We start from the raw sequence: 22,717 nt of genomic DNA on the forward strand, positions 1-22,717 counted from the left end.
CCGCTCAGCCGGCCGCCATTCGCTCCCCTGACGGCTCCTCCGCCGGAGCCGTCAGGAACTCCACCGCCTCGGCCACGACCGCCGGATCCGACAGGATGCGGCGGTGGCCGAGCCCCTGGGTGACGACGAGGCGGGCCCGGTCCCCGTGGGCCCGTGCGAGCCGTCGCGACTGGGCGGAGGGCACCATGTCGTCGCCCTCGTCGTGGAACAGCAGGAGGGGCGCGCCGAGTTCGCCTGGGTCCCGGTCGGCACCGAAGCGGCCCCAGATCCCGGGTTCGTCCGGAGCGATCCGCCGCTCCACGTGGTCGCGCATGCACCGGATGACCCGCTCGTCGAGGCCGAGACCCTCCCGGAAGCCCGCGAGCAGCAGCTCGAAGGAGCCGACTCCGCCGAGGCCGACGAAGCGTGCGGTACGGACGCCGTCCCGAAGGGCGAAGAGGCCGGCGAGGACGCCGAAGGAGTGGGCGACGACCGCGTCGAAGTCACCGTGCCGGGCGTGCAACTCCCGGATGATCTCCCGGTATTCGACGATGTTGCTGGCCTTCCCCGAGGAGTCTCCGTGGCCGGGGGCGTCGAAGGCGATGGGGCTGTAGCCGCGTGCGAGGAGCGCCTCGGCGAAGGCGGTGAGACGTGAGGCGCGCGAGGACCAGCCGTGGACGAGGAGTACGGGCCGACGGCCGTCGCCCCAGGCGTAGGTGACGACGCCCTTGCCCCGGATCCGAAGGTGCCCGGTGCGCGCCGCGTCGAGGAGCTTCCGCTCCTCCGGCCTGACCCGCGCCCGGCCGAGCGGGCGGACGAAGAGATGGAAGGCCCAGCGCCCGGCGGGTCCGGGGGCGACGCGGGCGGTGGCGTTGAGGGCGGTGCGGATGAGCGGAGCCATGGGGTACATGCCGGATCTCCTCGATCGTCCTGACGTGGAAAAATGCTAGCACGATCGTTCGTGTTGTTTCAGGAGGGAAGGGAGAGGGCCGACCCCTAGGCTGGCCCCGTCACGCACCGAGGAGGCAGGTTTGATCACGGAGTACCAGCAGCGCCTGCGCGCTCACCACCTCGCCGCCCCCGTCATGGCCGCCCCGGCACCCTGGCAGCCGGTCCTGGACCGCGGGACCCCCGTCGGGGGCCTGCTCGGCATCGGCTTCGCGGTCCATCCGGACACCGGACACGACCTCGTCATGGTCGTCTCCCACGACGGACACGGCCTCTTCGACGCGATCACCGGCGAGAAGATCGCACGCGACCGGGACCCCGACCCCGCCACCAGCACCCCCGACGCACACCCGGACCTCACCTGCCCCGGTCTCGGCCCCGTCGCGGGCACGGGGATCCGCATCGCCGGCCTCTTCGGCGGCGGTCTGCACCGCACCACACCGGACGGCTGGACGGTGGACGTCGTCAGCCCCGACTGGCCCCACGACCGCGTCATCCTCTCCGCCGACGGCGGAGCGAACAGAGGGGCGGCGGGAGGCACCTGGTGGCACGTCTTCCACTCCGAGTACTCGGAACTGCGCGCCGCCGGCTTCTCCCCGACCGGCCTCACCCTGGCGGTCGCGACCAGCAGCGACCTCACGCTCTGGACCCGCCCTCCGTCCTCCGTCGAGGACTGACCGAGACGCCGGAACGGCCGTTCAGCCGGTCTCCTCCTTCTTCGCCCGGCTCGGCTGGACGCGCTTCGGCTCGCCCGGCATCTTCGGGTACTCCGGCGGATAGGGCAGGTCCCCGAGACCGTGCTCCGCCTCGTCCCTACGGGCCAGTTCGAGCAGGGACTCCAGGCTGAACCGCTCGTCGTCCATGTCGGCGTGGACGTCGCCGACCTCGGCGTACCGGGCCGGCATCTTCTTGATGTCGAAGTCCCGCGGCACGGCGTCGTCGACCTCCTCCCACCGCAGCGGCGCCGAGACGGGGGCATGGGGGCGCGGGCGTACGGAGTAGGCGGAGGCGATCGTCCGGTCCCGGGCGGTCTGGTTGTAGTCGACGAAGATCCGCTCGCCGCGCTCCTCCTTCCACCACTTGATGGTGACCCGCTCCGGCATCCGCCGCTCCAGCTCCCGACCACAGGCGATGGCGGCGCGCCTGACCTGCGTGAAGGTCCACTGGGGCAGGATCGGCACGAAGACGTGGAGCCCGCGCCCGCCGGAGGTCTTCGGCCAGCCGCGCAGTCCGTGCTCGTCCAGCACCGAGCGCAGCTCGTGGGCGGCACGGACGGCGTCGGCGTAGTCCGTGCCGGGCTGCGGGTCGAGGTCGATGCGCAGTTCGTCGGGGTGGTCGGTGTCGTCCCGCCGTACCGGCCACGGGTGGAACGTGACGGCGCCGAGGTTGGCCGCCCAGAGCACGGCCGCCGGTTCCGTGGGGCACATCTCGTCGGCCGACCGGCCGCTGGGGAAGGTGATGTGCGCGGTCGGGATCCAGTCGGGCAGGTACTTCGGGGCGCGCTTCTGGAAGAAGGACTCGCCGGTCACCCCGTCCGGATAGCGCTCAAGCGTGGTGGGGCGGTCGCGCAGGGCGCGGGTGATGCCGTCGCCGACGGCGAGGTAGTAGCTGACCATGTCGAGCTTGGTGTAGCCCGGTTCGGGGAAGTACACCTTGTCCGGATTGGACACGCGTACGGTCCGGTCGCCGACTTCCAGTTCCACCGCTGCCGCCTTGCCTGCCATGCCGGTCAGCCTAGGGCTCGCCGACAACTCCCGCATACCGGACAATCGGCTCATGGATCTTCCGGTGATGCCGCCCGTGAAACCGATGCTCGCCAAGTCCGTGAAACGGATCCCGCCCGGGATGCAGTACGAGGCCAAGTGGGACGGCTTCCGGGCGATCGTGCACCGGGACGGGCCCGAGCTCGTGATCGGCAGCCGTACCGGCAAGCCCCTCACCCGCTACTTCCCCGAACTGGTCGAGGCGCTCGCGGCCCGGTTGCCCGAGCGGTGCGTGGTCGACGGGGAGATCGTCATCGCGCACGACGGGCGGCTCGACTTCGACCGGCTCAGCGAGCGGATCCATCCCGCGGACTCCCGGGTCCGCATGCTGGCCGAGACCACCCCGGCCCTGTTCATCGCCTTCGACCTGCTCGCCCTCGGCGACGCCTCGCTGCTCGACACTCCCCTCGGCGAACGCCGGGAGGCGCTGGAGCGGATGCTCGCCGGCGTCGACGCGCCGGTCCATCTGGCACCGGCGACCCGGGACGCCGAGCTGGCCGCCCACTGGTTCGAGCAGTACGAGGGCGCGGGCCTCGACGGGGTGATCGCCAAGCCCCTCGACCTGCCGTACCGGCCGGACGCCCGCCTGATGTACAAGATCAAGCACGAGCGGACGGCCGATGTGGTGGTGGCCGGCTACCGCTTCCACAAGAGCGGCCCCGTGGTCGGTTCGCTGCTGCTCGGCCTGCACGACGACAGGGGCGTCCTCCAGCACGTCGGCGTCTGCGCGGCCTTCACCGCCCAGCGGCGCGCCGAGCTGGTCGAGGAGCTGGAGCCGCTCCGGATGGATCCGCCCGACGGGCATCCGTGGGCGGCGTGGGCGGAGGAGGCCGCACACGAGGGAGCGCGACTGCCGGGCGCGCCGAGCCGCTGGTCGGGGAAGAAGGACCTGTCGTGGGTGGCGCTGCGGCCCGAGCGGGTCTGCGAGGTCGGGTACGACCACATGGAGGGCGACCGCTTCCGGCACACGGCGCAGTTCAAGCGGTGGCGTCCGGACCGGACGCCGGAGTCCTGCGGGTACGGGCAGCTGGACGAGCCCGTCTCGTACGACCTGTCGGAGGTCCTGGCCTAGACCTCCCCTCGCCTCGGGCTGGCACGGGCGCGCCGGAAGGCCCCGGTCCGGGGAGTGAGATGCTTCACATTCCACAAGGGTCGACGCGCATCCAACAGCCCCGTATCGGGCATGCGTTCACCGCACGCGTGAGCGATACGCAGGGACGGTGCGCAATCCCGTGAGGGCCATCCGCCCTCGTACCTGCGAGAACGTGACCGCGACCGCCCAGGGTCCTCACCCACTCCCCCGCCGTGGTTCCCGCGCGCCGCGCCGCTGCGCCCCCGCGTCGTTGCTCCGTCGCGACACGGCCGTACCGGAACCCGTACGGCCATCCGGTACGTATGGAGAGCAGACCCTTCCGTACCCTTCCCCGACCCGCTAGGACTGAACCGTGATCACCTCACCCTCGCGCCTCGTTCCCGTCCCGATCCCCGACCGTGTGGCCGCGCTGATCGGTTCGTGCCTGCCGCTGCACGTCCTCCAGGCCGAGGTCGACGCGGACTGCGCGGCGCGCGAGGTCTACCGGTTCCGGGGGCCGCTGTGCGCGGAGGACCGGGCGGACCGCGAGCATGCCCTCGCCGCGCTCGCACGCGCCAACAAGGTCCTCGCCAAGCACCACCCGAAGCTGCCCGTCACCCCCTGACGCCGCGTTTCCCGTCGGTCCCTGACCGGTCCGCCCGTGTCAAGCCCGACCGGCCCGCACACGTCACCCCTGACCGGCCCGCGCAAGTCACCCCCGACCGGCCCGCACACGTCACTCCCGACCGGCCCGCACACGTCACTCCCGACCGGCCCGCACACGTCACCCGCGACCGGCCCGCCCGTTCGGCCGTCCCCCGCATGCAGCCGCGCGGGGCCGGTGTGACGCTGCCAGAGTGACCACGATCAGCGACGCAGCGCCCGCGCCCCCGGCCGCCACCGAGCCGCCCGTGCTCGACCGCCGCCGACGCAACATCGTCTTCGGCACGATCATGCTGGGCGTCCTCCTCGCCGCCCTCGACCAGACGATCGTCGGCACCGCCCTGCCCACGATCGTCTCGGACCTCGGCGGCGCAGCCCACATGTCGTGGGTGGTCACCGCCTACCTGCTGGCCGAGACCGTCGCGACCGTTCTCGTCGGCAAGTTCGGCGACCTCTTCGGCCGCAAGGTCATCTTCCAGATCTCGGCGGTCATCTTCATCACCGGCTCGTTCCTCTGCGGACTCGCCACCAACATGACGCTGCTGATCGTCTGGCGCGGCCTCCAGGGCATCGGCGCCGGCGGTCTGATGGTCACCTCGATGGCGCTGATCGCCGACGTGATCCCGCTGCGCGAACGCGGCAAGTACCAGGGCGCGATCGGGGCCGTGTTCGGCGTCTCCACCGTCATCGGCCCGCTGCTCGGAGGCCTGTTCACCGACCACGCCAGCTGGCGCTGGGCCTTCTACGTCAACGTACCCATCGCGATCCTGGTCGTCATCGCCGCCGCCCGCACGATCCCCTCCGTACGCTCGGCGAGCCGGCCCGTCATCGACTACACGGGCATCGCGCTCGTCGCCGCCGGTGCCAGCGCCCTGATCCTGGCCACGAGTTGGGGCGGCAACGAGTACGCGTGGACGTCCGGGGTCATCATCGGCCTCTTCGCCGGCGGTCTGATCTCCCTCGCCCTGTTCTGCTGGGTGGAGACCCGGGCCGCGGAACCCATGCTGCCCATGCGGCTGTTCGGGAATCCCGTCTTCACCGTCTGCTCCGTGCTGAGCTTCGTCGTCGGCTTCGCCATGCTCGGCGCGATGACCTTCCTGCCGACCTACCTCCAGTACGTCGACGGGGACTCGGCCACCGTCTCCGGCATCCGCACCCTCCCCATGGTCGTCGGCCTGCTCATCGCCTCCATCTTCAGCGGCAACGTGGTCAGCAAGACGGGCCACTACCGGATCTTCCCGATCGTCGGCTGCCTGGTCATGGGGCTCGGCCTCTATCTGCTGTCGCTGATGGGGCCGGGGACCAGCACCTGGCTCTCGTCGCTCTACATGTTCGTGCTCGGCGTCGGCATCGGGCTGTGCATGCAGGTCCTCACCATCGCCGTGCAGAACACCGTCGACTACGCCGACCTCGGCACCGCCACCTCCGGCGTCACCTTCTTCCGCACCCTCGGCAGCTCCTTCGGCACCGCCGTCTTCGGCACGATCTACGTCAACTCGCTCACCCCGAACCTGACCGCCGGGGTCGGCGAGGCCACGGTCGTCGCCGGGAGCCTCGGCGTGGACCCGACCGGACTCGCGGAGGCCGCGCAGAGCCCGGCCGGAGTGCACGGACTGCCGGACGCCGTCGCGGAGCCGATCGTCAACGCCTACGCCGACACCCTCCACACCGTCTTCCTCTGGACCGTGCCGGTCGCCGCCATCGGCTTCGTCGTCGCGCTCTTCCTCAAGCAGGTGAAGCTCCGCGACTCGGCGCGCGCCGCGGCCCCCGACATGGGCGAGGGCTTCGGCTCCCCCACCACCGCGGGCGACTCGGCGAAGCTCCTCGAACTGGCCGTCGGGCGGATCCTGCACCAGACCGACCTCGACACCGTCCGGCGGATCATCGCCGCGTCCGACACCCGGCTCGACACCGCCGGCGCCTGGGCGGTGATGCAGGTCGAGCTCTTCACCCGGGCGGTCGGCCATGCGAGCCTCGGCCTGATCTCGGCGGGCCGGCGCATCCCGCCCGAGGTGCTGCTCCCGGCCTTCGACCGGATGGTCGACGAGGGGTTCCTCACCCGGGACGGCAACCTGCTCTCCCACACGCCCGCCGGCAAGCGCGAGGCGGACCTCATCACGCACGCGTGGGGCGCGTGGCTCGCCGACCGGATCGAGCAGGAGGGCGGCAGGCCCAGCGAGCCCGCACTGCGGGTGGCGACGGACGCCATCGCGAAGAAGATCGTCGCCGAGGACCTCGCGGGCGGCTTCCCGGCCGGCCGGCAGACGGCCCCGGCGGGGGCCCGCTGAGCGGGGCGGGGCCCGCTCGGGGGTGAGGGGCGCGCTGAGCAGCCGATCAGCGGTTCATCATGACCGCGCCACGTCCCCGTCCACGTACACCCAAGCACCCTCATGGCGGGAGAAGCGGCTCCGCTCGCTCTGCTCTCCGGGCTCGCCGGCGTGGACGTAGCGCGCGGTGAAGGTGACCGTGCCGCGCTGGTGGAAGGCGGTGCCCTCGGTGGTCTCCACGATGTCCAGGCCGGTCCAGCGGATACCCGGATCGAAGTCGACCTCGTCGGGACGCGTCGCCGGCGCCCAGGTGCGCAGCAGGTAGGCCTCGTCGCGGACGACGAAGGCGCTGTAGCGGGAGCGCATGAGCAGCTCGGCCGTGGGCGCCGTACCGCCCGTGCCCGCGTGGAACCGCCCGCAGCACGCGCCGTACGGGGCGTCGAGGCCGCACGGGCAGGGCGAGGTCGCGGTCACGGCCGGGGCCGCGGCGGCGGTCGTACGGGGGCGGGTCTTGCGTCGGGACATGCCGCCATTGTCCCCCACGGGGAACGCGCGACGGCGCCCGGCATGTGGACGCCCCCGTGGACGCCGGTCGGGAATCCCGCTGCTCAGAGGGTCCGTCCGAGTAGCGTACGAGCATGAAACTGACGATTCTCGGAGGCGGCGGGTTCCGGGTGCCGCTGGTGTACGGGGCCCTCCTCGGCGACCACGCCGAGGGGCGGGTCACCCACGTCACCCTGTACGACCTCGACGAAGGGCGGGTCTCGGCCATCGCCAGGGTCCTCGCCGAGCAGGGCCACGGAGTGCCGGACGCGCCCGGGGTGACGGCGACCACGGACCTCGACGAGGCGCTGCGCGGCGCCGACTTCGTGTTCTCCGCGATCCGGGTCGGCGGGCTGGAAGGCAGAGCGGCCGACGAACGGATCGCGCTCGCCGAGGGCGTACTCGGACAGGAGACGGTGGGCGCGGGCGGCATCGCCTACGGGCTGCGGACCGTTCCGGTCGCGGTGCGCGTCGCCCGCCGGATCGCAGAACTCGCCCCGGACGCCTGGGTCATCAACTTCACCAACCCGGCGGGCCTGGTCACGGAGGCGATGTCGCGGATCCTCGGCGACCGGGTCGTCGGCATCTGCGACTCCCCCGTCGGGCTCGGCCGCCGGGTCGCCCGCGTCCTGGGCGCCGACCCGGACGAGGCCTGGATCGACTACGTGGGCCTCAACCACCTGGGCTGGCTGCGGGGGTTGCGGGTCGGTGGCCGTGACGAGCTGCCGCGCCTCCTCGCCGACGAGGAGGCGCTCGGCTCCTTCGAGGAGGGCAGGCTCTTCGGCTCCGAGTGGCTGCGCTCCCTCGGCGCGATCCCCAACGAGTACCTGCACTACTACTACTTCAACCGGGAGGCCGTGCACGCCTACCGGACCGCGGAGCGGACCCGCGGCGCCTATCTCCGCGACCAGCAGGCGGGCTTCTACGCCGAGATGGCGAAGCCGGACACCCCCGCCCTGGACGCCTGGCACCGCACGCTCGCCGACCGGGAGGCCACCTACATGGCGGCCAACCGGGAGGCCGCCGGGACCGGAGAGCGCGACGAGGAGGACCTGGAGTCGGGCGGCTACGAGAAGGTGGCGCTCGCCCTGATGCGGGCCATCGCGCGGGACGAGCGGGCGACCCTCATCCTGAACGTGCGCAACGGCACGACGCTCGCCGCGCTCGACGCCGACGCGGTGATCGAGGTGCCGTGCCTCGTGGACGCGAACGGCGCCCATCCGGTCTCGGTCTCCCCGCTGCCGTATCACGCCGTCGGCCTGGTGACGGGGGTGAAGGCGGTGGAGCGTGAGGTCCTCGCGGCGGCGGAGAGCGGCTCGCGGACGACGGCCGTGAAGGCCTTCGCGCTGCACCCGCTGGTCGACTCGGTGGCGGTGGCCCGCCGGCTCGTCGACGGCTACACGGCGGAGCACCCGGGTCTGGCGTACCTACGACCCTGAGCCGACAGCCGCCTGTACGGCCGACGAACATCTTTACGAGGCCGGGGGCGCGGCCTAGGCTCGCGCCCCATGACCTCACAGAACAAGGGTGTTCGACGAGAGGTGGGCCGCCTCCTCACCGCCTGCCTGCTGGCCGCCGGCCTGGTGGGCACCGCGCCGGCGGCGGCGGAGACACCGACGCCCGGTGACGGTCCCGTCGTCGTCCCCGTCCAGACCACCGGCCCCGCGGACCGGCGGTTCAACCTGGTTTTCATGGGGGACGGTTACACGGCGGCGGAGATGCCGGCGTTCCGCGCGGACCTCGAACGGCACCTGAACACGCTGTGGAGCATCGAGCCGTTCGCCTCGTACCGCTCGTACGTCAACGTGTGGGCGGTGGAGGCGCCTTCGGCCGAGTCGGGCGTGGACTGTGACCCCGGTCTGGACGCCCCCGCCCGCGACACCGCGCTCGACATGGGCTTCTGGGGCGGCTGCGACCCGGACAGCGTGCAGCGGCTGCTCACCGTCGACAGCCGCAAGGCCGCCGCGCTCGCCGACCTCGTCCCCGGCACGAGCCGCGCCAACCGCCAGGTGGTCGCCCTCGCCCACAGCTCCACCTACGGCGGCGCGGGCGGCGGTTACGCCACCGCGTCCGGCGGCAACGCACTCTCCTCGCTCATCACCCCGCACGAGATAGGCCATTCCCTCGGCGGTCTCCAGGACGAGTACGACTACTACGCGCGCGGGGTGCCCGGCGGTGCCTACTCGGGCCCCGAGCCCTCCTCCGTCCACCACACCCTCCTCACCGAGCGCCAGATGCTGGAGCAGCGGGCCAAGTGGTGGCGCTGGCTGGGCGAGGAGAGCGAGTCGGGCGGGGTCATAGGCCGTCACGAGGGCGGCCTGTACAGCACCGCGGGCGTCTGGCGGCCGAGCCGGCACTCGCTCATGAAGACCCTCGGCTACTCCTTCGACCAGGTGGAGCGTGAGGTCATGGTCCGCGCGATCTCCGCGAAGGTGAACCTCGTCCAGGACCACACGCCGAACACGGAGCCCCTCGGGGCCGACCGGACGGTGTGGGTGGACACCCTGCACCCGGTGGGCGGTGCGCTCCGCGTGACCTGGCGCCTCGACGGCCGGACCCTGCCCACGGACGGCGCCCGCACGGTCGACCTTCGCAGGCTGCGGCTCTCCCCCGGCCCGCACAGCCTCACGGCGACGGTCACCGACCCGACGCCCTTCGTCCGCGATCCCGCGGTCCGGGCGTCCGCCGCCCTCACCAAGACCGTGAGCTGGACGGTCGACCCCTCCCTCACCACCGCCCGGGACGACACCCGGGTGGCCTTCACCGGTCACACGCCCCTCGGTTCGCCCGTCGGCGCCAGGTCCGTCGTCCACGCGGACACCACGCATCCGGCGGACCGCACGCCGGACGTACGGTGGCGCCTCGACGGCCGCCCCGTGTCGACCGGACCCAACGACCGTGACCTGGACCTCCGTTCCCTGCGGCTCACCCCGGGGGCCCACACGCTGACGGCCCACCTAGCGGGCACGTCCGAGGAGTTGAGCTGGACGGTCGACGCCCGGCCGGCCACGGCCGCGTACGAACTGTCGGAACCCCTGCGCACGGTACGGCGCCCCGGACGGCCCGTCGAGTACGTCTACGACGGGCCGTTCACGATGCGACTGACCGCGCGGGACGACCAGGAGGGCGCGGTGGTGAGCCAGTTCCGGGTGGACGGCGACGGCTGGTACACGTACTACGGCTGGCCGACGGACGCGGACGCGCCCTTCCGCTTCACACCGGGCGGCACGGTCATCGACGACCTCGTGTACGGGAAGCTGGGCCGGAGCCGGGCGGTGCCGTGGGACGACGCGACCCCCGACCACGGCACGCACCGGATCGAGTACCGCACGATCGACGCGGCCGGCAACATCGGCCCGGCGCGCGGCTTCCTGGTGACGCTGGTGGAGCCGTAGAACAGGCCTGGTGTGCGGCGTGGAACGCGAGGAGGCCCGCCGACAGGTCGGCGGGCCTCCTCCGTACGGATCCGGGTCGGGTCAGGGCTTGCGGGCCACCCCGGCCCAGCCCGGGATCGGGTCGTCGCCCTGGACCGGAACGGGCACGCCCAGCTCCGGGTGCCACTCGGCGGTGAGCGAGACCCCGGGCTCGACGAACTCCAGACCGTCGAAGAACGCGGCCAGTTCGTCCCGCGAGCGGGGCCGCAGGGTCAGCCCGCGCGCCTTGTACATCGCGGCCGCCTTCGCCGCGCCCTCGGGGTCGAAGTCCCCGGTGACATGCGAGAGGACGAGGTAGCTGCCCGGCGCGAGCTTCTCGACGATCTTGGCGACGATTTCGTACGCGCCGTCCTCGTCCCCGACGAAGTGCAGCAGGGCGAGCATCGACAGCGCGATGGGCTGGTCGAAGTCAAGGACCTTTCCGGCCCTTTCGAGGATGATCTCGGGTTCGCGGGCGTCCGCCTGGATGTACTCGGTGGCCCCTTCCGGGGTCGAGCGCAGCAGGGCGGCCGCGTGCGCGAGCACGATCGGGTCGTTGTCGCAGTAGACGATGCGGGACTCCGGCGCGGCCTCCTGCGCGATCTGGTGCAGGTTGGGCTCGGTCGGGATGCCCGTACCGACGTCCAGGTACTGGCGGACGCCGTGGGCGCTGAGCCAGCGGATGGCGCGGTGCATGAAGGCCCGGTTGACGCGGGCCATGTCACGGCCCCGGGCGTCGACGGTCAACAGCTGGCGGGCCATCGCCTCGTCGACCGGGTAGTTGTCCTTGCCGCCCAGGAACCAGTCGTACATGCGCGCCGGGTGCGGCGTGCTGGTGTCGATGCGTATCTCACTCCGCGGGGCTGCGGGGTCCTGGGTCATCGGCTCTCCTGGTCGGGATGAACGGGCTGCGCTACAGCAAGAGTTACGTGACGTGCGGGGTGAGACGGAAGGGTCAGGTGAGCAGAAAATCTGCCTGACCGGATTTGGCCCCCTGGATGAAAGCGGCGATCTCCCCGTGGGTGTAGATGAGCGCGGGTCCTTCAGGGTCTGCGGACTGTCGCACGGCGACCCTGCCGTCGGCCAGCTTCATGGCCTCCACGCAGTTGCCCCCGTTCCCGCCGCTCCACGGCTTGTGCCAGCCCTCGGCACCGAGCTCAGCGGCGGGCATGCCGTTGTATATGCGATCCATTCACAGCTCCTTGCGGAGATCCCGGAGGATCTCCTTCGTGCGTTGTGCAGTCGCGGCCTGAGCCGCCATGCGGTCCATGACCTCGAGGTGGGATGCCACCTCGGGGCGCGCGTCGAGATAGACGGCGCCGGTCAGGTACTCGCTGAACACCATGTCCGGGAGTTCCGGCATGGCGAAGCGGAAGAGGACGAACGGTCCGTAGGTGCCGGGATGGTGGCCGGACGCGAACTCCGCGATCTGCAGGGTGACGTTCGGCAGCTCGGCTGCTTCCAGCAGCCGGTCGAGCTGGTCGCGCATCACTTCGGGCCCGTCACCGACCGGTCGGCGGAACACCGTCTCGTCCATGATCACCCAGAGCTTCGGGGCGCCCTCCCTGGTCAGTAGGGACTGGCGCTCCATCCGCAGGGCTACATGCCGTTCGGTCTCCTCGGCCTTCTCGGCATCACTGCCGCCACCGACCGCCCCGCTGCGCAGAATGGCGCGGGCGTATCCCTCGGTCTGGAGCAGACCGGGAACGAACTGGGGCTCGTACTCCCGGATGAGGCTGGCGGCCCCCTCCAGGCTCACGTACATGGAGAACCAGCCGGGCAGCACGTCGTGGAACCGCTGCCACCAGCCGGGGAGGTTGGCCTCCTCGGTGAGGGCGATGAACGCCTCCGCCTCGGAGTCCGTGACCCCGTACTCCTTCAACAGGAGCTGTACGTACGGGATCTTCAGTGCGACTTCGGCGGTCTCCATCCGCCGGACGGTGGCCGGGGCCACGCGGAGGATCTTCGCGGCCTCTTCCCGCTTCAGGCCGGCCCGTTCCCGCAGATCCTGCAGGCGCCTGCCGAGAACGACCTGTCCCACCGTGGGGGCGGACCGCGGCTCGCTCACTCTCAGACCTCCCCGACGCACTGTTTCGACTGAGTGTGCCACGAAGCCCGGCCAGAGAGAACACAGCACTCTGCAATTTCCAGAGTGCCACTTGCCAAGTGTCCGACTCAGGAGGACAGTGTTCCGGTGAACCAGTACACGCTGCCGCCGTGCGCCACCACGCCACGGCGACAGCGACGTACGGCAGTCCTGCCCACTGTTGTGAGGAACCGGTCGTGGCTTCTGGTAACGCGCAGCCTTCAGGTCTCATGAGCCCTCGAGCCCAGCGGGTCATGGCCCAGCGCCCACAGCCGCAGACCGATACCGACGCCGTCCGCCGCTTCGCCTTCGAGCTCCCGGCCCTCACCGCCTCGGTCGCGCGGGCCCGCAGACTGGCGGAGGAACGGCTCATCCTCTGGGGCTGCGGCCCCGACATACGCGACACGGTGGCGCTGGTCGTCTCCGAGCTCGTCACCAACGCCGTCGTGCACACCGCCAGCGGCCGGGTGATCTGCGAACTCCGCGAGGGCGAGGAGACACTCCGCATAGCGGTGCGTGACGAAGGCGGCCCGGCCGGACCGCGGATACGCGACTGCGGCGAGGAGGAACGCGGCCGCGGACTCCTCATCGTCGACGCCCTCTGCACCGCCTGGGGCGCCGACCGCACCGGACTCGGCTCGGCCCAGGTCGTCTGGGCGGAACTGGCCCACGGCATGGGGGAACCGTGCTGAGGTCGATGGCCACCCGCATGATCCCGATGTTCCCGGGAACCCGCAGGCCCCCCGGCCGCGTGCCGGAGCCCCGCCGCTCCCCGGAACTCCTCGCCGGCACCCGCGGCGCCACGGGCCCCCGGGAACTGGGCGCCACCCGCCTCCCCGTCCCCGTCGGACTCCACACCGGACTCGGCTGCGACGCCGTCGGAGTCCCCGCCCGCTTCGGCTTCAAGATCCTCTCCCGGCTCCCCGCCAAAGGCTGCGTCTACGCCGACTCCGACTGGTGGTGGTGGCTGGTCCCGGCCGGCTCCGACCTCGACGTCGTCTGGCCGCTGCCCGCCTGCTACGCACCCGGCGCCGAGATCCCGGACCGCGCCCCCCGTCTGATCCACCACCCCGACGGCACCTCCCCCTACACCCCGCCGATCCCCCTGTATCTGCTGGCCTGCCAGCTGACGGGAACCGCGCCGTCCTGGACCGGGCCACCGGTGGGCAGCGCGCTCTGACGCCCACGGGCCGTCACGGCATAGGGTCGGCAGCATGTTCTCCCCGCAGGGTCCCAGCCTCCGCGAGCTGACCGTCCAGGCCCTCTCCTCCGTGGAACACGGCTACGACCTGCTCGCGAGCAGCTTCGACGCGACCCCCTTCCGCACCTCCGACCGGCTCCTCGCCGCGGTCACCCGCACCCTGGAGCCCCTCGGCCCCTTCGACTCGGGACTCGACGTCTGCTGCGGCACCGGGGCCGGACTCGGCGTCCTCCGCTCGGTCTGCGCGGGCCGGGTCGCCGGGGTCGACTTCAGTACGGGCATGCTGACCCGGGCCCGCGACGCCCACCCCACCGCCGACCTGGTCCGCGCCGACGCCCTGGCCCTGCCGTTCGGGCCGGTCTTCGACCTGGCGGTCAGCTTCGGAGCCTTCGGCCACTTCCTGCCGGACGCCCAGCGCACCCTGTTCGCCCAGGTCCACGCCTCCCTGCGCCCCGGCGGCACCTTCGCCTTCCCCGTGGGCGCCCCACCCCGCGTCGGTTCCCGCCTCTACTGGATCCTCTGGGGCTTCGACGCCGCGATGCGCGTCCGCAACACCGTCTGGCGCCCGCCGTTCGTCATGTACTACCGCACCTTCCGCCTCGCGGACGTACGCCGCCGCCTGGAGGACACCGGCTTCGAGGTGTCCCTCACCCCGGTCGAGACCCTGGGCCGCAGGGACGACGGAAGCCCCCACTGCAGGCTGGTGCTGGCGCGGAGGAAGTAGGCCGCCCGCCTACTCGACCGTGCCGCTCCAGAAGAGGGCCGGACGCTCGAAGCCGATCTGTACCTCGACGTCGAGCAGGGCGTCCGTGGTCGGCGGTACGTCGAAACCGTAGGCCGCCACCGCCTTCCTCCCCGGCAGAAGGGTGCCCGAGAGCCCCGTGCCGAGGTCGGGCTCCGCGTCGAAGACCCGCGAGGCCTCCCGGCCCTCGCCGTCCCTGGCACGCACTTGCACGACCGCGAGCTCCAGCCGCTCGCCACCGCCGTTGCGCACGGTGACCTGCAAGGTCACCGCCTTGTTTCCCGCCGTGTGCCCGGCCGCGGCGGCGGAGGGGGTGAACGCGACCGGCGCCGACACGGTGACCTCGACGCCGTCGTCGTACCGCTGCGTCCGGCCGAAGGCGGCCGCGTCGGCGGCGGGGGGCAGGGAGCTGGCCGAGGGCGAGTCGGACGCGGTGGGGCTGGGTGGAGCGGAGGTGGGTGGAGCGGAGGTGGGTGGAGCCGAGGTGGGTGGAGCCGAGGTGGGTGGAGCCGAGGTGGGTGGAGCCGAGGTGGGTGGAGCCGAGGTGGGTGGGGTCGGGACGGCCGGGGACGAGGCCCGCTGCGCCGCGCCCGAGGGGGCTGCTCCGCCGCCCCGCTCGCCTCCGCCGAAGGCGCCCGCGCCGATCAGGACGCCCACGGCGCCCACGACGAGGACGAGCCCGCCCGCCAGGACCATGAGGAGAACCCGTCGGCGAGGCGGCGGGCGATCCGGGAACGGCGGACCGCTCAGCGGGCCGGACGGCGGACCGGCAGGGGGCCGGCCACTGTCCGACGGCGTCGATCCGGAAGGGCCGGGAGTAGGTCCTTCGACCATGACTCGCCTCCACCGCTCGCGCGCCGGCCGCGATCACCGCCGTCGCACGGGTTCAGGCCTTCTTGACCACGCTGGACTTGAGCTGCATGGCGCCGAAGCCGTCGATTCTGCAGTCGATGTCGTGGCCGTCGACGCCGTCGACCAGGCGGATGTTGCGCACCTTGGTGCCCGCCTTGATCCCGGAGGGGTTGCCCTTGACCTTGAGGGCCTTGACGACGGTCACCGTGTCGCCGTCGCTGAGGATGTTGCCGACAGCGTCCTTGATCACGCGCTCCCCGGACTCGTCCGCGCTCGTGCCGCTGTCGGCGGCCGGCACCCACTCGTGGCCGCACTCGGGGCACACCACCAGATTGTTCATCTCGTAGGTGTACTCGCTCGAGCACTGGGGACAGGAGGGAAGGTTCTCGATCACTCCCCCAGGATAGGCGCCCTGCCACCCTGCCGCCCCGGCCCCGGGGAGCCCTGTGGACAACGCAGAATGCCGGTCGATCCGAAGATCGACCGGCATTCTCGCTGGTGTCCGAGGGGGGACTTGAACCCCCACGCCCGATAAAGGGCACTAGCACCTCAAGCTAGCGCGTCTGCCATTCCGCCACCCGGACAAGGTGTGGTGCCTTTCACCAGCGTTTCCCGTGGTCAGTGGGGTGCCGCCCGCCTTCGGGCTCCCTTGATCGGGTGTGTGTCACGGGGCGACACACAAGGAGTTTCCGTACGTGTACGGACCGTGCGCGCAACGTGTGGAGGGAGGGCGGACGGCCCCGGCTCATTACCCCTTCTCGCGCAGCGAGTGGAGGTGGACGCTGGACCTCTGGGCGAAGCTCAGGGAGTCCACGGGGTTGTCGCGCTCGGTCTGCCAGTGGTGGGCGTTCCTTCCGCGGTGGGTGCGGTTGACCGCCGAGATGAAGCGCCGGTAGTCGATGTCGCCGTCCCCCACGTCGGTCATGCGGTACCCGTAGGGGACGACGGACTCGTCGCGGTCGCCGTCCTTCACGTGGAAGAGCGGGAACCGGTGGGGCTGGGCGAGTACGTAGTCGAGGGGGTCGAACGGGTCGGGGGTGCCGTCCGGACGCGTCGAGTAGCGGTGCTGCCCGACGTACGCCCAGAAGATGTCCATCTCCAGGTGCACCAGGTCGGGATCGGTCTCCGCCAGGAGCACGTCGTAGAGGCGCACGTCGGGCCGGTCGGTCGCGAAGGAGAACTCCTCCGAGTGGTTGTGCTGGTAGAACTTCATGCCGCGCTCCCTCGCCGCGGCACCGAACCGGTTGAACTCCTCGGCGCAGCGCTTCCACCCGTCGACGGTGGAGCCGTAGCGCCAGGGCCCGGAGGCGGTGCCGATGTGGGGCAGGCCCAGGGCCGCGGCGTCGTCGAGGACGCGGTCGAGGTTCTGGGCGAAGGTGTACGCCTTGGGATCCGCGGAGTAGTAACCGACGTGACTGCCGATGCCGCGCAACCCGTGGTCGCGGGTGAGGCTCCTGAGCTCGGCGAGGCTGAGGGGGCCCGCGGCCCCCTGGCCGTAGCCGGCGTACTCGACCTCGTCGTAGCCGTACTTCTGCAGTTCGGCGAAGACGGCGGCGAAGCCGAGGGTGGCGACCTTGTCGCGCAGCGAGTAGAGCTGGATGCCCAGACGGCCGGGCGGCAGCACGGGACGGCCGTGCCCGCCGCCCCGCGTCTCGGGACTCGTGCCGGCGGAGACCGGCGCCGTGGCGGCGGCCGGAGCGGCCGCCGCTCCCAGGAGGGCGGCGGCGGTCGCGCCGGCGGCGACGCCCAGCATGTTCCGCCTGCTGAGCCTGTGGACGAGTTCGGGGTCGGTGGCGGCTTCGGTACGGCGGATGCGACTCATCTGTGGATAACTCCTTGGCTGTCGTCGGGGCCTGCTTCACTGGATTCAGCTGGATTCAGCCGGGATCAGGACGGGGTCGAGTCGGGATCTCAAGCGACTCCGGCCAGCCTGAGCAGCAGGTTCTTCACATCGGTGGCCGCGACGCGGCCGTCCAGGGCGCGGGGGGTGGAGCACAGGATGAGCGGACCTTCGTCATCGCTCGTGGGAAGGCGGCCATGGCTGCCGCGAAGAGGTGAGGGGTCGAGGGGAACGACCGCCAGCCGGTACCGCATACCCAGCTTCTTGCGGGCGATCTCCCTGGCCGCCTTGATCCGTACGTAGGGGTCGAGCGGGTCCATGAGGAGTTCGGCCGGGTCGTAGCCGGGCTTGCGGTGGATCTCGACGAGCCGCGCGAAGTCGGGGGCGCGGGCGTCGTCGAGCCAGTAGTAGTACGTGAACCAGGCGTCGGGCTCGGCGAGGGCGACCAGCTCCCCCGCGCGCGGATGGTCGAGGCCGTGTTCCTTCTTGCCCTCGTCGTCGAGGAGCCGTTCCAGACCGGGCAGGTCCGCGAGGGCCTCCCGGACGGCCGGCAGGTCCGCGGGACGCCTCACGTAGACGTGGGCTATCTGGTGGTCGGCCACCGCGAAGGCCCGCGAGGTCATGGGATCCAGGTACTCCATGCCGTCCTGGGTGTGGACCTCCAGGAGCCCGGCCCGGCGAAGAGCGCGGTTGATGTCGACGGGCCGGTCGACCCGGGTGATGCCGTACTCGGACAGCGCGACGACCGTGCGGCCCTCGGCACGGGCTTCGGCGAGCAGCGGGGCGAGGACGGTGTCGAGCGCCGCGGCGGCACGGAAGGCCCGCGGGTCGTCGGGGCCGTAGCGCTGCAGGTCGTAGTCGAGGTGCGGGACGTAGCAGAGGGCGAGGTCGGGACGGCGGGTGCGGAGGATGTGACGGGTGGCGTCGACGATCCAGCGGCTGGAGACGAGGTCGGCGCCGGGGCCCCAGAAGTGGAAGAGGGGGAAGGTGCCGAACCTCTCGGTGAGTTCGTCGTGCAGCGCGGGCGGCCGGGTGTAGCAGTCGGGTTCCTTGCGTCCGTCGGCGTAGTAGACGGGGCGGGGGGTGACGGTGATGTCGGTGTCGGCGCCCATGGCGTACCACCAGCAGATGTTGGCGACGGTGTAGCCGGGGTGGGTGCGGCGGGCGGCGTCCCAGAGGCGGTCGCCGGAGACGAGGCCGTTGTGCTGGCGCCACAGCAGGACGTCGCCGAGGTCCCGGAAGTACCAGCCGTTGCCGACGATGCCGTGTTCGGCGGGGAGGGTTCCGGTGAGGAAGGTGGTCTGGGCGGTGCAGGTGACGGCGGGCAGGACGGTGGACAGCGGCGCGTGGGAGCCGTCGCGGGCGAGGGCGGCGAGATGGGGCATGTGCGGCAGGAGCCGCGGGGTGAGACCGACGACGTCGAGGACCAGGAGGGGGTTGGGCGCGGATGCGGGTGTGGGTGCGGGGTCGCTCATGGAAGTTCCTTGAGGCCGAGGTCGGTCAGCAGGTCACGGGCCAGGGTCAGTTCGGCGGCGATGCCGTCCGCGAGCCGGGCCCGGGTGCGAGGACGCCGGTCGGGAGGAAGGGCCTGCCAGGTGTACGTCTCGACCTCCAGGTGATGGGTGCGCGGGTGCGCACCGCCGACGAGGAGAGCGACGGCGTCCCGGAGGACGGGGAGTGTGGAAGCGAGCGGAGGAGCGGGGGGAGCGTGCAGGGGTACGTGGAAGTGGGCGCGCCACGGAGTCGCGTCGGGCAGACCGGGGCCGGCGTCGTGACCGCCCGCGGCGGCGAGGGCTTCGGGCAGGCCGGGGGCCGCTGCGCGGGCGGCGGTGCCGAGGGCCTGGGGCAGGTCGTCGGTGCCGCGGAGGCCGGCGGCCGTCCTGGTGCGGGTCTGGTGGAGGAAGCGGGGCTCGGCGAACGCGGCGAGCGCCTCCCTCACCTCGGGGAGGTGCGGGTGCTCGGCGTGGAGCGCCGCGGAGAGCTGCGCCTTGGGCACCGGGATGCCGCCGGCGGCGAGAGCGTCCAGCGCGGTGCGGGGGTCTTCGAAGGAGGTCGCGAGATGACAGGTGTCGAGACAGACCCCGATCCGGGGGCCGGGAAGGGGGTCGAGCGCCGTGACGGCGTCGGCGACGGTCTCGACGACGCAGCCGGGCTCCGGTTCCAGCCCGATGCCGATGCTCTTCCCGGTGAGGTCCTCCAGGGCGTCGAGGCGCCCGGCGAGGGTGGTCAGGGCGGCCCGGGCCAGGGCGGCGGCGCGGGCGTCGAAGGGGGTCCGCCAGGCGAGCGGCAGGGTGGACACGGATCCCTCGGTGACGTCCTCGGGGAGCAGCGCGGCCAGGATCCTGGCCAGGTCGGTGGTGTGGGCGAGGCGTTCGGGTCGCGTCCAGTCCGGCTGGTAGACGCGGTACTTGACCTCGTCGGCGCCGAAGCCCTCGTACGGGAAGCCGTTCAGGGTGACCACTTCGAGGCCGCGACGGTCGAGTTCGGCGCGGAGGGCGCGGAGCGAGGACGCGTCGGTGGTCAGGGTGCGGGCGGCGTCCCGGGCGAGCCAGAGTCCGATGCCGAGACGGTCACGCCCGAGGCGGCGGCGGACCGGCTCGCAGTGGTCGCGGAGCTGGGCGAGGACGCCGTCGAGGGTCTCGGCCGGGTGCACGTTGGTGCAGTAGGAGAGGTGGACGGTGGATCCGTCGGGGTGCCGGAAGCGCATGCCGGTGCCTCATTCCCCGCCGCGGCGCACGGAGTTTCCCTCGTGCGCATCGGCCGGGGCGGCTACCTCGAGGTGGAGGCGTCCGCTGAGGCCGTAGAAGGCGACGGGGTTGCGCCAGAGGACCTGGTCGACGTCGTCGTCGGTGAAGCCGGCGGCGAGCATGGCCTCGGCGACCGCGCGGGTCTTGAGGGGGTCGCTGGCGCCCCAGTCCGCGGCCGAGTTCACGAGGACGCGCCCGGTTCCGTACTCCTTGAGAATCGCGACTGTCCGGTCCTCGTCCATCTTGGTGTCGGGATAGACGGAGAAGCCGAGCCATGCGCCGCTGTCCGCGGCCTCCTTGACGGTCGTCTCGTTGAGGTGGTCGAGGAGGACCCGGTCCGGGGTGAGCGCGGACTCGCGCACGACGTCGATCGTGCGGCGCAGGCCGGTGAGCTTGTCGCGGTGCGGGGTGTGGACGAGGGCCGGGAGACCGTGGTCGGCGGCGAGCTGGAGCTGCGCGGCGAGAGCGGTGTCCTCGGCCGGCGTCAGGGAGTCGTAGCCGATCTCGCCGACGGCGACCACCCCGTCCTTGGCGAGATAGCGCGGCAGGGCGTCGAGGACGGGGACGCAGCGGGGGTCGTTGGCCTCCTTGGGGTTGAGGGCGAGGGCGCAGTGGTGGGCGATGCCGTACTGGGCGGCGCGGAACGGTTCCCAGCCCAGGAGCGCGTCGAAGTAGTCGAGGAAGGAGGCGGGCGAGGTGCGCGGCTGGCCGAGCCAGAAGGACGGTTCGACGAGGGCGCGGACCCCGGCGTCGTACATCGCCCGGTAGTCGTCCGTGGTGCGCGAGGTCATGTGGATGTGCGGGTCGAAGATGCGCATCAGGACTCCTCGGCGGGGGCGGTGAGAGCGAGGACGCGGGAGAGGTCGGCGGGGACGGGGCGGCCGGCCGCGGTGCGTTCGGCGGCGTGGTCGGCGAGCATCCGGGCGAGTTCGGTGTCGCCGGCGGCGCGCTCGGCGAGTCCGGCGACGGCCGAGACGGGGACACCGGTGAAGAGACATTTGAGGAGTCCGTGCCGCCAGGCGTGAGGGGGGAGATGGGTGGCGGCGTAGGCGCCGAGGGCGGCGGCGATCAGGGTGGTGTCGTGAGTGCGGAGGGCGTCCTCGACGAGGGGAACGGACTCGGGGCCGGTGACGAGGGCGGGGAGTGCCAGGAGGACGGCACGCCGTTCGGCGGTGGTGCCGTGGTGGTAGAGGCGGGTGAGCGTGTCGGGTTCGGCGCCGACCGCCCGGAGGAGAAGGGTGCGGGCCTCGTCCGCGTCCGCCGGGCCGCAGTGCCGGCCGGCGGTGACGAACCGCTCCTCCCACACCGGGGTGCGGTCGGCGGCGTCCCTGAGTGCGGAGTCCAGCCAGGCTCGGGAGATGTCGGTCAGCATGGCGGAATCTCCCGGCGCAGAAAGGAGAGGGAGGTGCGGGCGAGTTCGGGCCCTGCGTGGGAGTGCCGGGGCAGTTCGACGACGGTCAGCCCGGGGTAGCCGGAGGCGGTGAGTTCCGCGAGGGCGGCGAGCACCGGAGGGAAGTCGATCTCTCCGTCGCCGAACGGCAGGTGCTCGTGGACACCTCGGCGCATGTCCTCGATCTGGACGTGGTGCACCCAGGGGGCGGCGGCGCGTACGCAGTCGGCGGGAGGGAGGGGTTCGAGGCACTGGCAGTGGCCGATGTCGAGGGTGAGGCCGAGTACGGCGGGTGGTGGGCCGCCGAGGAGTCCGCGCAGGTGGTGGAAGTCGTCGAGGGTGGCGAGGAGGTGACCGGGTTCGGGTTCGACGGCGAGCGGAACGCGGGCGGCCTCCGCCGCCTCCAGAACGGGGGTGAGCGTTGCGGCGAGCCGCTTCCAGGCCTCGTCGGGCGGGGTGCCGGCGGGAAGGACGCCGCTGAAGCAGTGCACGGCGTGCGCGCCGAGGTCGGCCGCCACCCGGACGGCCCGGAGCAGCAGCCGGACCCGGGCGGCCCGGTCCTCGGGGTCGGGGTCGAGCAGGGACGGGCCGTGCTTGCGGCGCGGGTCGAGGACGTAACGAGCGCCGGTCTCGACGGTGACCGCCAGGCCCAGTTCGCTCAGGCGTCTGGCGACCCGGGCGGTACGGGCGGCCAGATCGGGGGCGAGCGGGTCGAGGTGCATGTGGTCGAGGGTCAGCCCGACTCCGTCGTAGCCGAGGTCGGCGAGGAGCCCGAGGGCCTCGTCGAGCCGGAGATCGGTGAGGCCGTTGGTGCCGTAGCCCAGGCGGGGGCGAACGGTGGGCCTGGAGGTGGGTCGCCCCGCGCGGAGGTCGGGGTCGGGGTCGGAGCCGGGGTCGGGGTCGGAGGAGGTGATGCGGGGAGTGGTGGCACGGCCCTCGGTGGTCATGTGGGGTTCACCTTCCGGGCGAGGGCGCGGGCGGCCGGGACGAGACCGAGCAGCGCGAGCGCGGTTCCCGGCGCCCCGGCGCGGGCGACGAGTGCGGCCTGCAGCGGGATCGTCGCCCGGATCCCGCCGCCGACGGCCCGCTCGGTGAGCGCTGCCGACGGGTTGAGGGCGGCGTGCAGGAGGAGGGTGGCGGGGGTACGGGCATACGCCAGGGCGAGGAGAGGGCCGAGACGACGGGAGGGGCGGGGGCTGCGGAAGGGGAGG

Annotated in this window: 23 protein-coding genes, 1 tRNA gene and 1 pseudogene; 9 read left to right on the top strand and 16 right to left on the bottom strand. The window is 72.2% G+C overall.

Going from position 1 to position 22,717, the window contains the following annotated elements; all coding sequences use genetic code 11:
• Positions 1-4 precede the first annotated feature (4 nt).
• Complete coding sequence (locus IO20_RS0125600; protein WP_030554067.1) at positions 5-889, bottom strand: alpha/beta hydrolase; 885 nt, start codon at positions 887-889, stop codon at positions 5-7.
• A 121-nt stretch (positions 890-1,010) separates the two neighbouring features.
• Between IO20_RS0125600 and IO20_RS0125605 the strand changes: the two genes are divergently transcribed.
• A complete protein-coding gene (locus IO20_RS0125605) occupies positions 1,011-1,604 on the top strand; it encodes a hypothetical protein (protein ID WP_030554068.1) in 594 nt (197 codons plus the stop codon).
• Positions 1,605-1,625: 21 nt separating this feature from the next.
• On the opposite strand, the gene ligD is transcribed toward IO20_RS0125605, so the two are convergent.
• Complete coding sequence (ligD, locus tag IO20_RS0125610; RefSeq protein WP_030554069.1) at positions 1,626-2,651, bottom strand: non-homologous end-joining DNA ligase; 1,026 nt, start codon at positions 2,649-2,651, stop codon at positions 1,626-1,628.
• 52 nt (positions 2,652-2,703) lie between these two features.
• Between ligD and IO20_RS0125615 the strand changes: the two genes are divergently transcribed.
• The 3 genes from IO20_RS0125615 (at position 2,704) to IO20_RS0125625 (ending at position 6,713) form a co-directional block, all read left to right on the top strand.
• Positions 2,704-3,762 carry an ATP-dependent DNA ligase gene (locus IO20_RS0125615; protein ID WP_030554070.1) on the top strand — a complete coding sequence of 353 codons (1,059 nt, stop codon included), beginning with the start codon at positions 2,704-2,706 and terminating at the stop codon, positions 3,760-3,762.
• 373 nt (positions 3,763-4,135) lie between these two features.
• Positions 4,136-4,387: a hypothetical protein gene (locus IO20_RS0125620; protein WP_037631047.1), complete on the top strand. Its 252-nt coding sequence runs from the start codon at positions 4,136-4,138 to the stop codon at positions 4,385-4,387.
• A 232-nt stretch (positions 4,388-4,619) separates the two neighbouring features.
• On the top strand, positions 4,620-6,713 hold the full coding sequence (locus tag IO20_RS0125625; protein WP_030554071.1) for an MDR family MFS transporter: 2,094 nt from the start codon (positions 4,620-4,622) through the stop codon (positions 6,711-6,713).
• Between the two features lie 57 nt (positions 6,714-6,770).
• On the opposite strand, the gene IO20_RS0125630 is transcribed toward IO20_RS0125625, so the two are convergent.
• Positions 6,771-7,217: a YchJ family protein gene (locus IO20_RS0125630; RefSeq protein ID WP_030554072.1), complete on the bottom strand. Its 447-nt coding sequence runs from the start codon at positions 7,215-7,217 to the stop codon at positions 6,771-6,773.
• A 113-nt stretch (positions 7,218-7,330) separates the two neighbouring features.
• Here IO20_RS0125630 and IO20_RS0125635 point away from each other — a divergent pair, with 113 nt between their 5' ends.
• On the top strand, positions 7,331-8,674 hold the full coding sequence (locus IO20_RS0125635) for a 6-phospho-beta-glucosidase (RefSeq protein ID WP_030554073.1): 1,344 nt from the start codon (positions 7,331-7,333) through the stop codon (positions 8,672-8,674).
• A gap of 69 nt (positions 8,675-8,743) precedes the next feature.
• Positions 8,744-10,630: a M64 family metallopeptidase gene (locus IO20_RS0125640; protein WP_030554074.1), complete on the top strand. Its 1,887-nt coding sequence runs from the start codon at positions 8,744-8,746 to the stop codon at positions 10,628-10,630.
• Positions 10,631-10,711: 81 nt separating this feature from the next.
• On the opposite strand, the gene IO20_RS0125645 is transcribed toward IO20_RS0125640, so the two are convergent.
• The 3 genes from IO20_RS0125645 to IO20_RS0125655 form a co-directional block, all read right to left on the bottom strand.
• Positions 10,712-11,530: an SAM-dependent methyltransferase gene (locus IO20_RS0125645; protein WP_030554075.1), complete on the bottom strand. Its 819-nt coding sequence runs from the start codon at positions 11,528-11,530 to the stop codon at positions 10,712-10,714.
• A 73-nt stretch (positions 11,531-11,603) separates the two neighbouring features.
• Positions 11,604-11,840, bottom strand: a complete 237-nt coding sequence (locus IO20_RS0125650; protein ID WP_015037566.1) for a DUF397 domain-containing protein — start codon at positions 11,838-11,840, stop codon at positions 11,604-11,606.
• Positions 11,841-12,716, bottom strand: coding sequence for a helix-turn-helix domain-containing protein (locus IO20_RS0125655; RefSeq protein ID WP_030554076.1), 876 nt, complete (start codon positions 12,714-12,716; stop codon positions 11,841-11,843).
• Between the two features lie 248 nt (positions 12,717-12,964).
• On the opposite strand from IO20_RS0125655, the gene IO20_RS0125660 reads away from it, so the two are divergent.
• From IO20_RS0125660 to IO20_RS0125670, 3 genes are read left to right on the top strand one after another with little or no spacing between them, the layout of a single operon-like run.
• On the top strand, positions 12,965-13,426 hold the full coding sequence (locus IO20_RS0125660; RefSeq protein WP_030554077.1) for an ATP-binding protein: 462 nt from the start codon (positions 12,965-12,967) through the stop codon (positions 13,424-13,426).
• 5 nt (positions 13,427-13,431) lie between these two features.
• Positions 13,432-13,914 carry a hypothetical protein gene (locus IO20_RS0125665; RefSeq protein WP_030554078.1) on the top strand — a complete coding sequence of 161 codons (483 nt, stop codon included), beginning with the start codon at positions 13,432-13,434 and terminating at the stop codon, positions 13,912-13,914.
• 34 nt (positions 13,915-13,948) lie between these two features.
• The gene (locus IO20_RS0125670) at positions 13,949-14,659 is read left to right on the top strand and encodes a class I SAM-dependent methyltransferase (RefSeq protein WP_030554080.1); all 711 of its coding nucleotides are present in this window, start codon (positions 13,949-13,951) and stop codon (positions 14,657-14,659) included.
• Between the two features lie 9 nt (positions 14,660-14,668).
• On the opposite strand, the gene IO20_RS37720 is transcribed toward IO20_RS0125670, so the two are convergent.
• From IO20_RS37720 to IO20_RS0125720, 10 genes and pseudogenes are all read right to left on the bottom strand, one after another.
• Complete coding sequence (locus tag IO20_RS37720; protein WP_051874661.1) at positions 14,669-15,373, bottom strand: DUF4352 domain-containing protein; 705 nt, start codon at positions 15,371-15,373, stop codon at positions 14,669-14,671.
• Positions 15,374-15,563: 190 nt separating this feature from the next.
• Positions 15,564-15,923, bottom strand: a complete 360-nt coding sequence (locus IO20_RS0125680) for a zinc ribbon domain-containing protein YjdM (RefSeq protein WP_030554083.1) — start codon at positions 15,921-15,923, stop codon at positions 15,564-15,566.
• A gap of 102 nt (positions 15,924-16,025) precedes the next feature.
• A tRNA-Leu gene (locus IO20_RS0125685) sits at positions 16,026-16,113 on the bottom strand.
• A gap of 164 nt (positions 16,114-16,277) precedes the next feature.
• The gene (locus IO20_RS0125690) at positions 16,278-17,351 is read right to left on the bottom strand and encodes a sugar phosphate isomerase/epimerase family protein (protein WP_030554085.1); all 1,074 of its coding nucleotides are present in this window, start codon (positions 17,349-17,351) and stop codon (positions 16,278-16,280) included.
• Between the two features lie 89 nt (positions 17,352-17,440).
• Positions 17,441-18,844, bottom strand: a complete 1,404-nt coding sequence (locus tag IO20_RS0125695) for an alkaline phosphatase family protein (protein ID WP_030554086.1) — start codon at positions 18,842-18,844, stop codon at positions 17,441-17,443.
• Positions 18,841-20,076 (bottom strand): metabolite traffic protein EboE, encoded by a 1,236-nt coding sequence (eboE, locus tag IO20_RS0125700; protein WP_030554088.1) that lies wholly within the window; start codon positions 20,074-20,076, stop codon positions 18,841-18,843. The genes IO20_RS0125695 and eboE overlap by 4 nt, the downstream gene beginning before the upstream one ends.
• A gap of 9 nt (positions 20,077-20,085) precedes the next feature.
• On the bottom strand, positions 20,086-20,934 hold the full coding sequence (locus IO20_RS0125705) for a TatD family hydrolase (protein WP_030554090.1): 849 nt from the start codon (positions 20,932-20,934) through the stop codon (positions 20,086-20,088).
• Positions 20,934-21,488: an EboA domain-containing protein gene (locus IO20_RS0125710; RefSeq protein ID WP_030554091.1), complete on the bottom strand. Its 555-nt coding sequence runs from the start codon at positions 21,486-21,488 to the stop codon at positions 20,934-20,936. The genes IO20_RS0125705 and IO20_RS0125710 overlap by 1 nt, the downstream gene beginning before the upstream one ends.
• Positions 21,482-22,453, bottom strand: coding sequence for a sugar phosphate isomerase/epimerase family protein (locus IO20_RS0125715; RefSeq protein ID WP_078946151.1), 972 nt, complete (start codon positions 22,451-22,453; stop codon positions 21,482-21,484). The genes IO20_RS0125710 and IO20_RS0125715 overlap by 7 nt, the downstream gene beginning before the upstream one ends.
• Positions 22,450-22,717 (bottom strand): annotated as a pseudogene (locus IO20_RS0125720) (SCO3242 family prenyltransferase); the annotation flags it as partial. The gene IO20_RS0125715 and the pseudogene IO20_RS0125720, both read right to left, overlap by 4 nt.

Origin of the sequence: Streptomyces exfoliatus, from assembly GCF_000725545.1 — a bacterium.
Classification (GTDB): domain Bacteria; phylum Actinomycetota; class Actinomycetes; order Streptomycetales; family Streptomycetaceae; genus Streptomyces; species Streptomyces exfoliatus.

What these genes read in the sequence shown, in the direction of transcription:
- IO20_RS0125600 (WP_030554067.1), bottom strand. Translation starts at nt 889, where the DNA reads ATGTACCCCATGGCTCCGCTCATCCGCACCGCCCTCAACGCCACCGCC.
- ligD (WP_030554069.1), bottom strand. Translation starts at nt 2,651, where the DNA reads ATGGCAGGCAAGGCGGCAGCGGTGGAACTGGAAGTCGGCGACCGGACC.
- IO20_RS0125615 (WP_030554070.1), top strand. Translation starts at nt 2,704, where the DNA reads ATGGATCTTCCGGTGATGCCGCCCGTGAAACCGATGCTCGCCAAGTCC.
- IO20_RS0125630 (WP_030554072.1), bottom strand. Translation starts at nt 7,217, where the DNA reads ATGTCCCGACGCAAGACCCGCCCCCGTACGACCGCCGCCGCGGCCCCG.
- IO20_RS0125635 (WP_030554073.1), top strand. Translation starts at nt 7,331, where the DNA reads ATGAAACTGACGATTCTCGGAGGCGGCGGGTTCCGGGTGCCGCTGGTG.
- IO20_RS0125640 (WP_030554074.1), top strand. Translation starts at nt 8,744, where the DNA reads ATGACCTCACAGAACAAGGGTGTTCGACGAGAGGTGGGCCGCCTCCTC.
- IO20_RS0125645 (WP_030554075.1), bottom strand. Translation starts at nt 11,530, where the DNA reads ATGACCCAGGACCCCGCAGCCCCGCGGAGTGAGATACGCATCGACACC.
- IO20_RS0125650 (WP_015037566.1), bottom strand. Translation starts at nt 11,840, where the DNA reads ATGGATCGCATATACAACGGCATGCCCGCCGCTGAGCTCGGTGCCGAG.
- IO20_RS0125660 (WP_030554077.1), top strand. Translation starts at nt 12,965, where the DNA reads ATGAGCCCTCGAGCCCAGCGGGTCATGGCCCAGCGCCCACAGCCGCAG.
- IO20_RS0125665 (WP_030554078.1), top strand. Translation starts at nt 13,432, where the DNA reads ATGGCCACCCGCATGATCCCGATGTTCCCGGGAACCCGCAGGCCCCCC.
- IO20_RS0125670 (WP_030554080.1), top strand. Translation starts at nt 13,949, where the DNA reads ATGTTCTCCCCGCAGGGTCCCAGCCTCCGCGAGCTGACCGTCCAGGCC.
- IO20_RS37720 (WP_051874661.1), bottom strand. Translation starts at nt 15,373, where the DNA reads ATGGTCCTGGCGGGCGGGCTCGTCCTCGTCGTGGGCGCCGTGGGCGTC.
- IO20_RS0125690 (WP_030554085.1), bottom strand. Translation starts at nt 17,351, where the DNA reads ATGAGTCGCATCCGCCGTACCGAAGCCGCCACCGACCCCGAACTCGTC.
- IO20_RS0125695 (WP_030554086.1), bottom strand. Translation starts at nt 18,844, where the DNA reads ATGAGCGACCCCGCACCCACACCCGCATCCGCGCCCAACCCCCTCCTG.
- eboE (WP_030554088.1), bottom strand. Translation starts at nt 20,076, where the DNA reads ATGCGCTTCCGGCACCCCGACGGATCCACCGTCCACCTCTCCTACTGC.
- IO20_RS0125705 (WP_030554090.1), bottom strand. Translation starts at nt 20,934, where the DNA reads ATGCGCATCTTCGACCCGCACATCCACATGACCTCGCGCACCACGGAC.
- IO20_RS0125710 (WP_030554091.1), bottom strand. Translation starts at nt 21,488, where the DNA reads ATGCTGACCGACATCTCCCGAGCCTGGCTGGACTCCGCACTCAGGGAC.
- IO20_RS0125715 (WP_078946151.1), bottom strand. Translation starts at nt 22,453, where the DNA reads ATGACCACCGAGGGCCGTGCCACCACTCCCCGCATCACCTCCTCCGAC.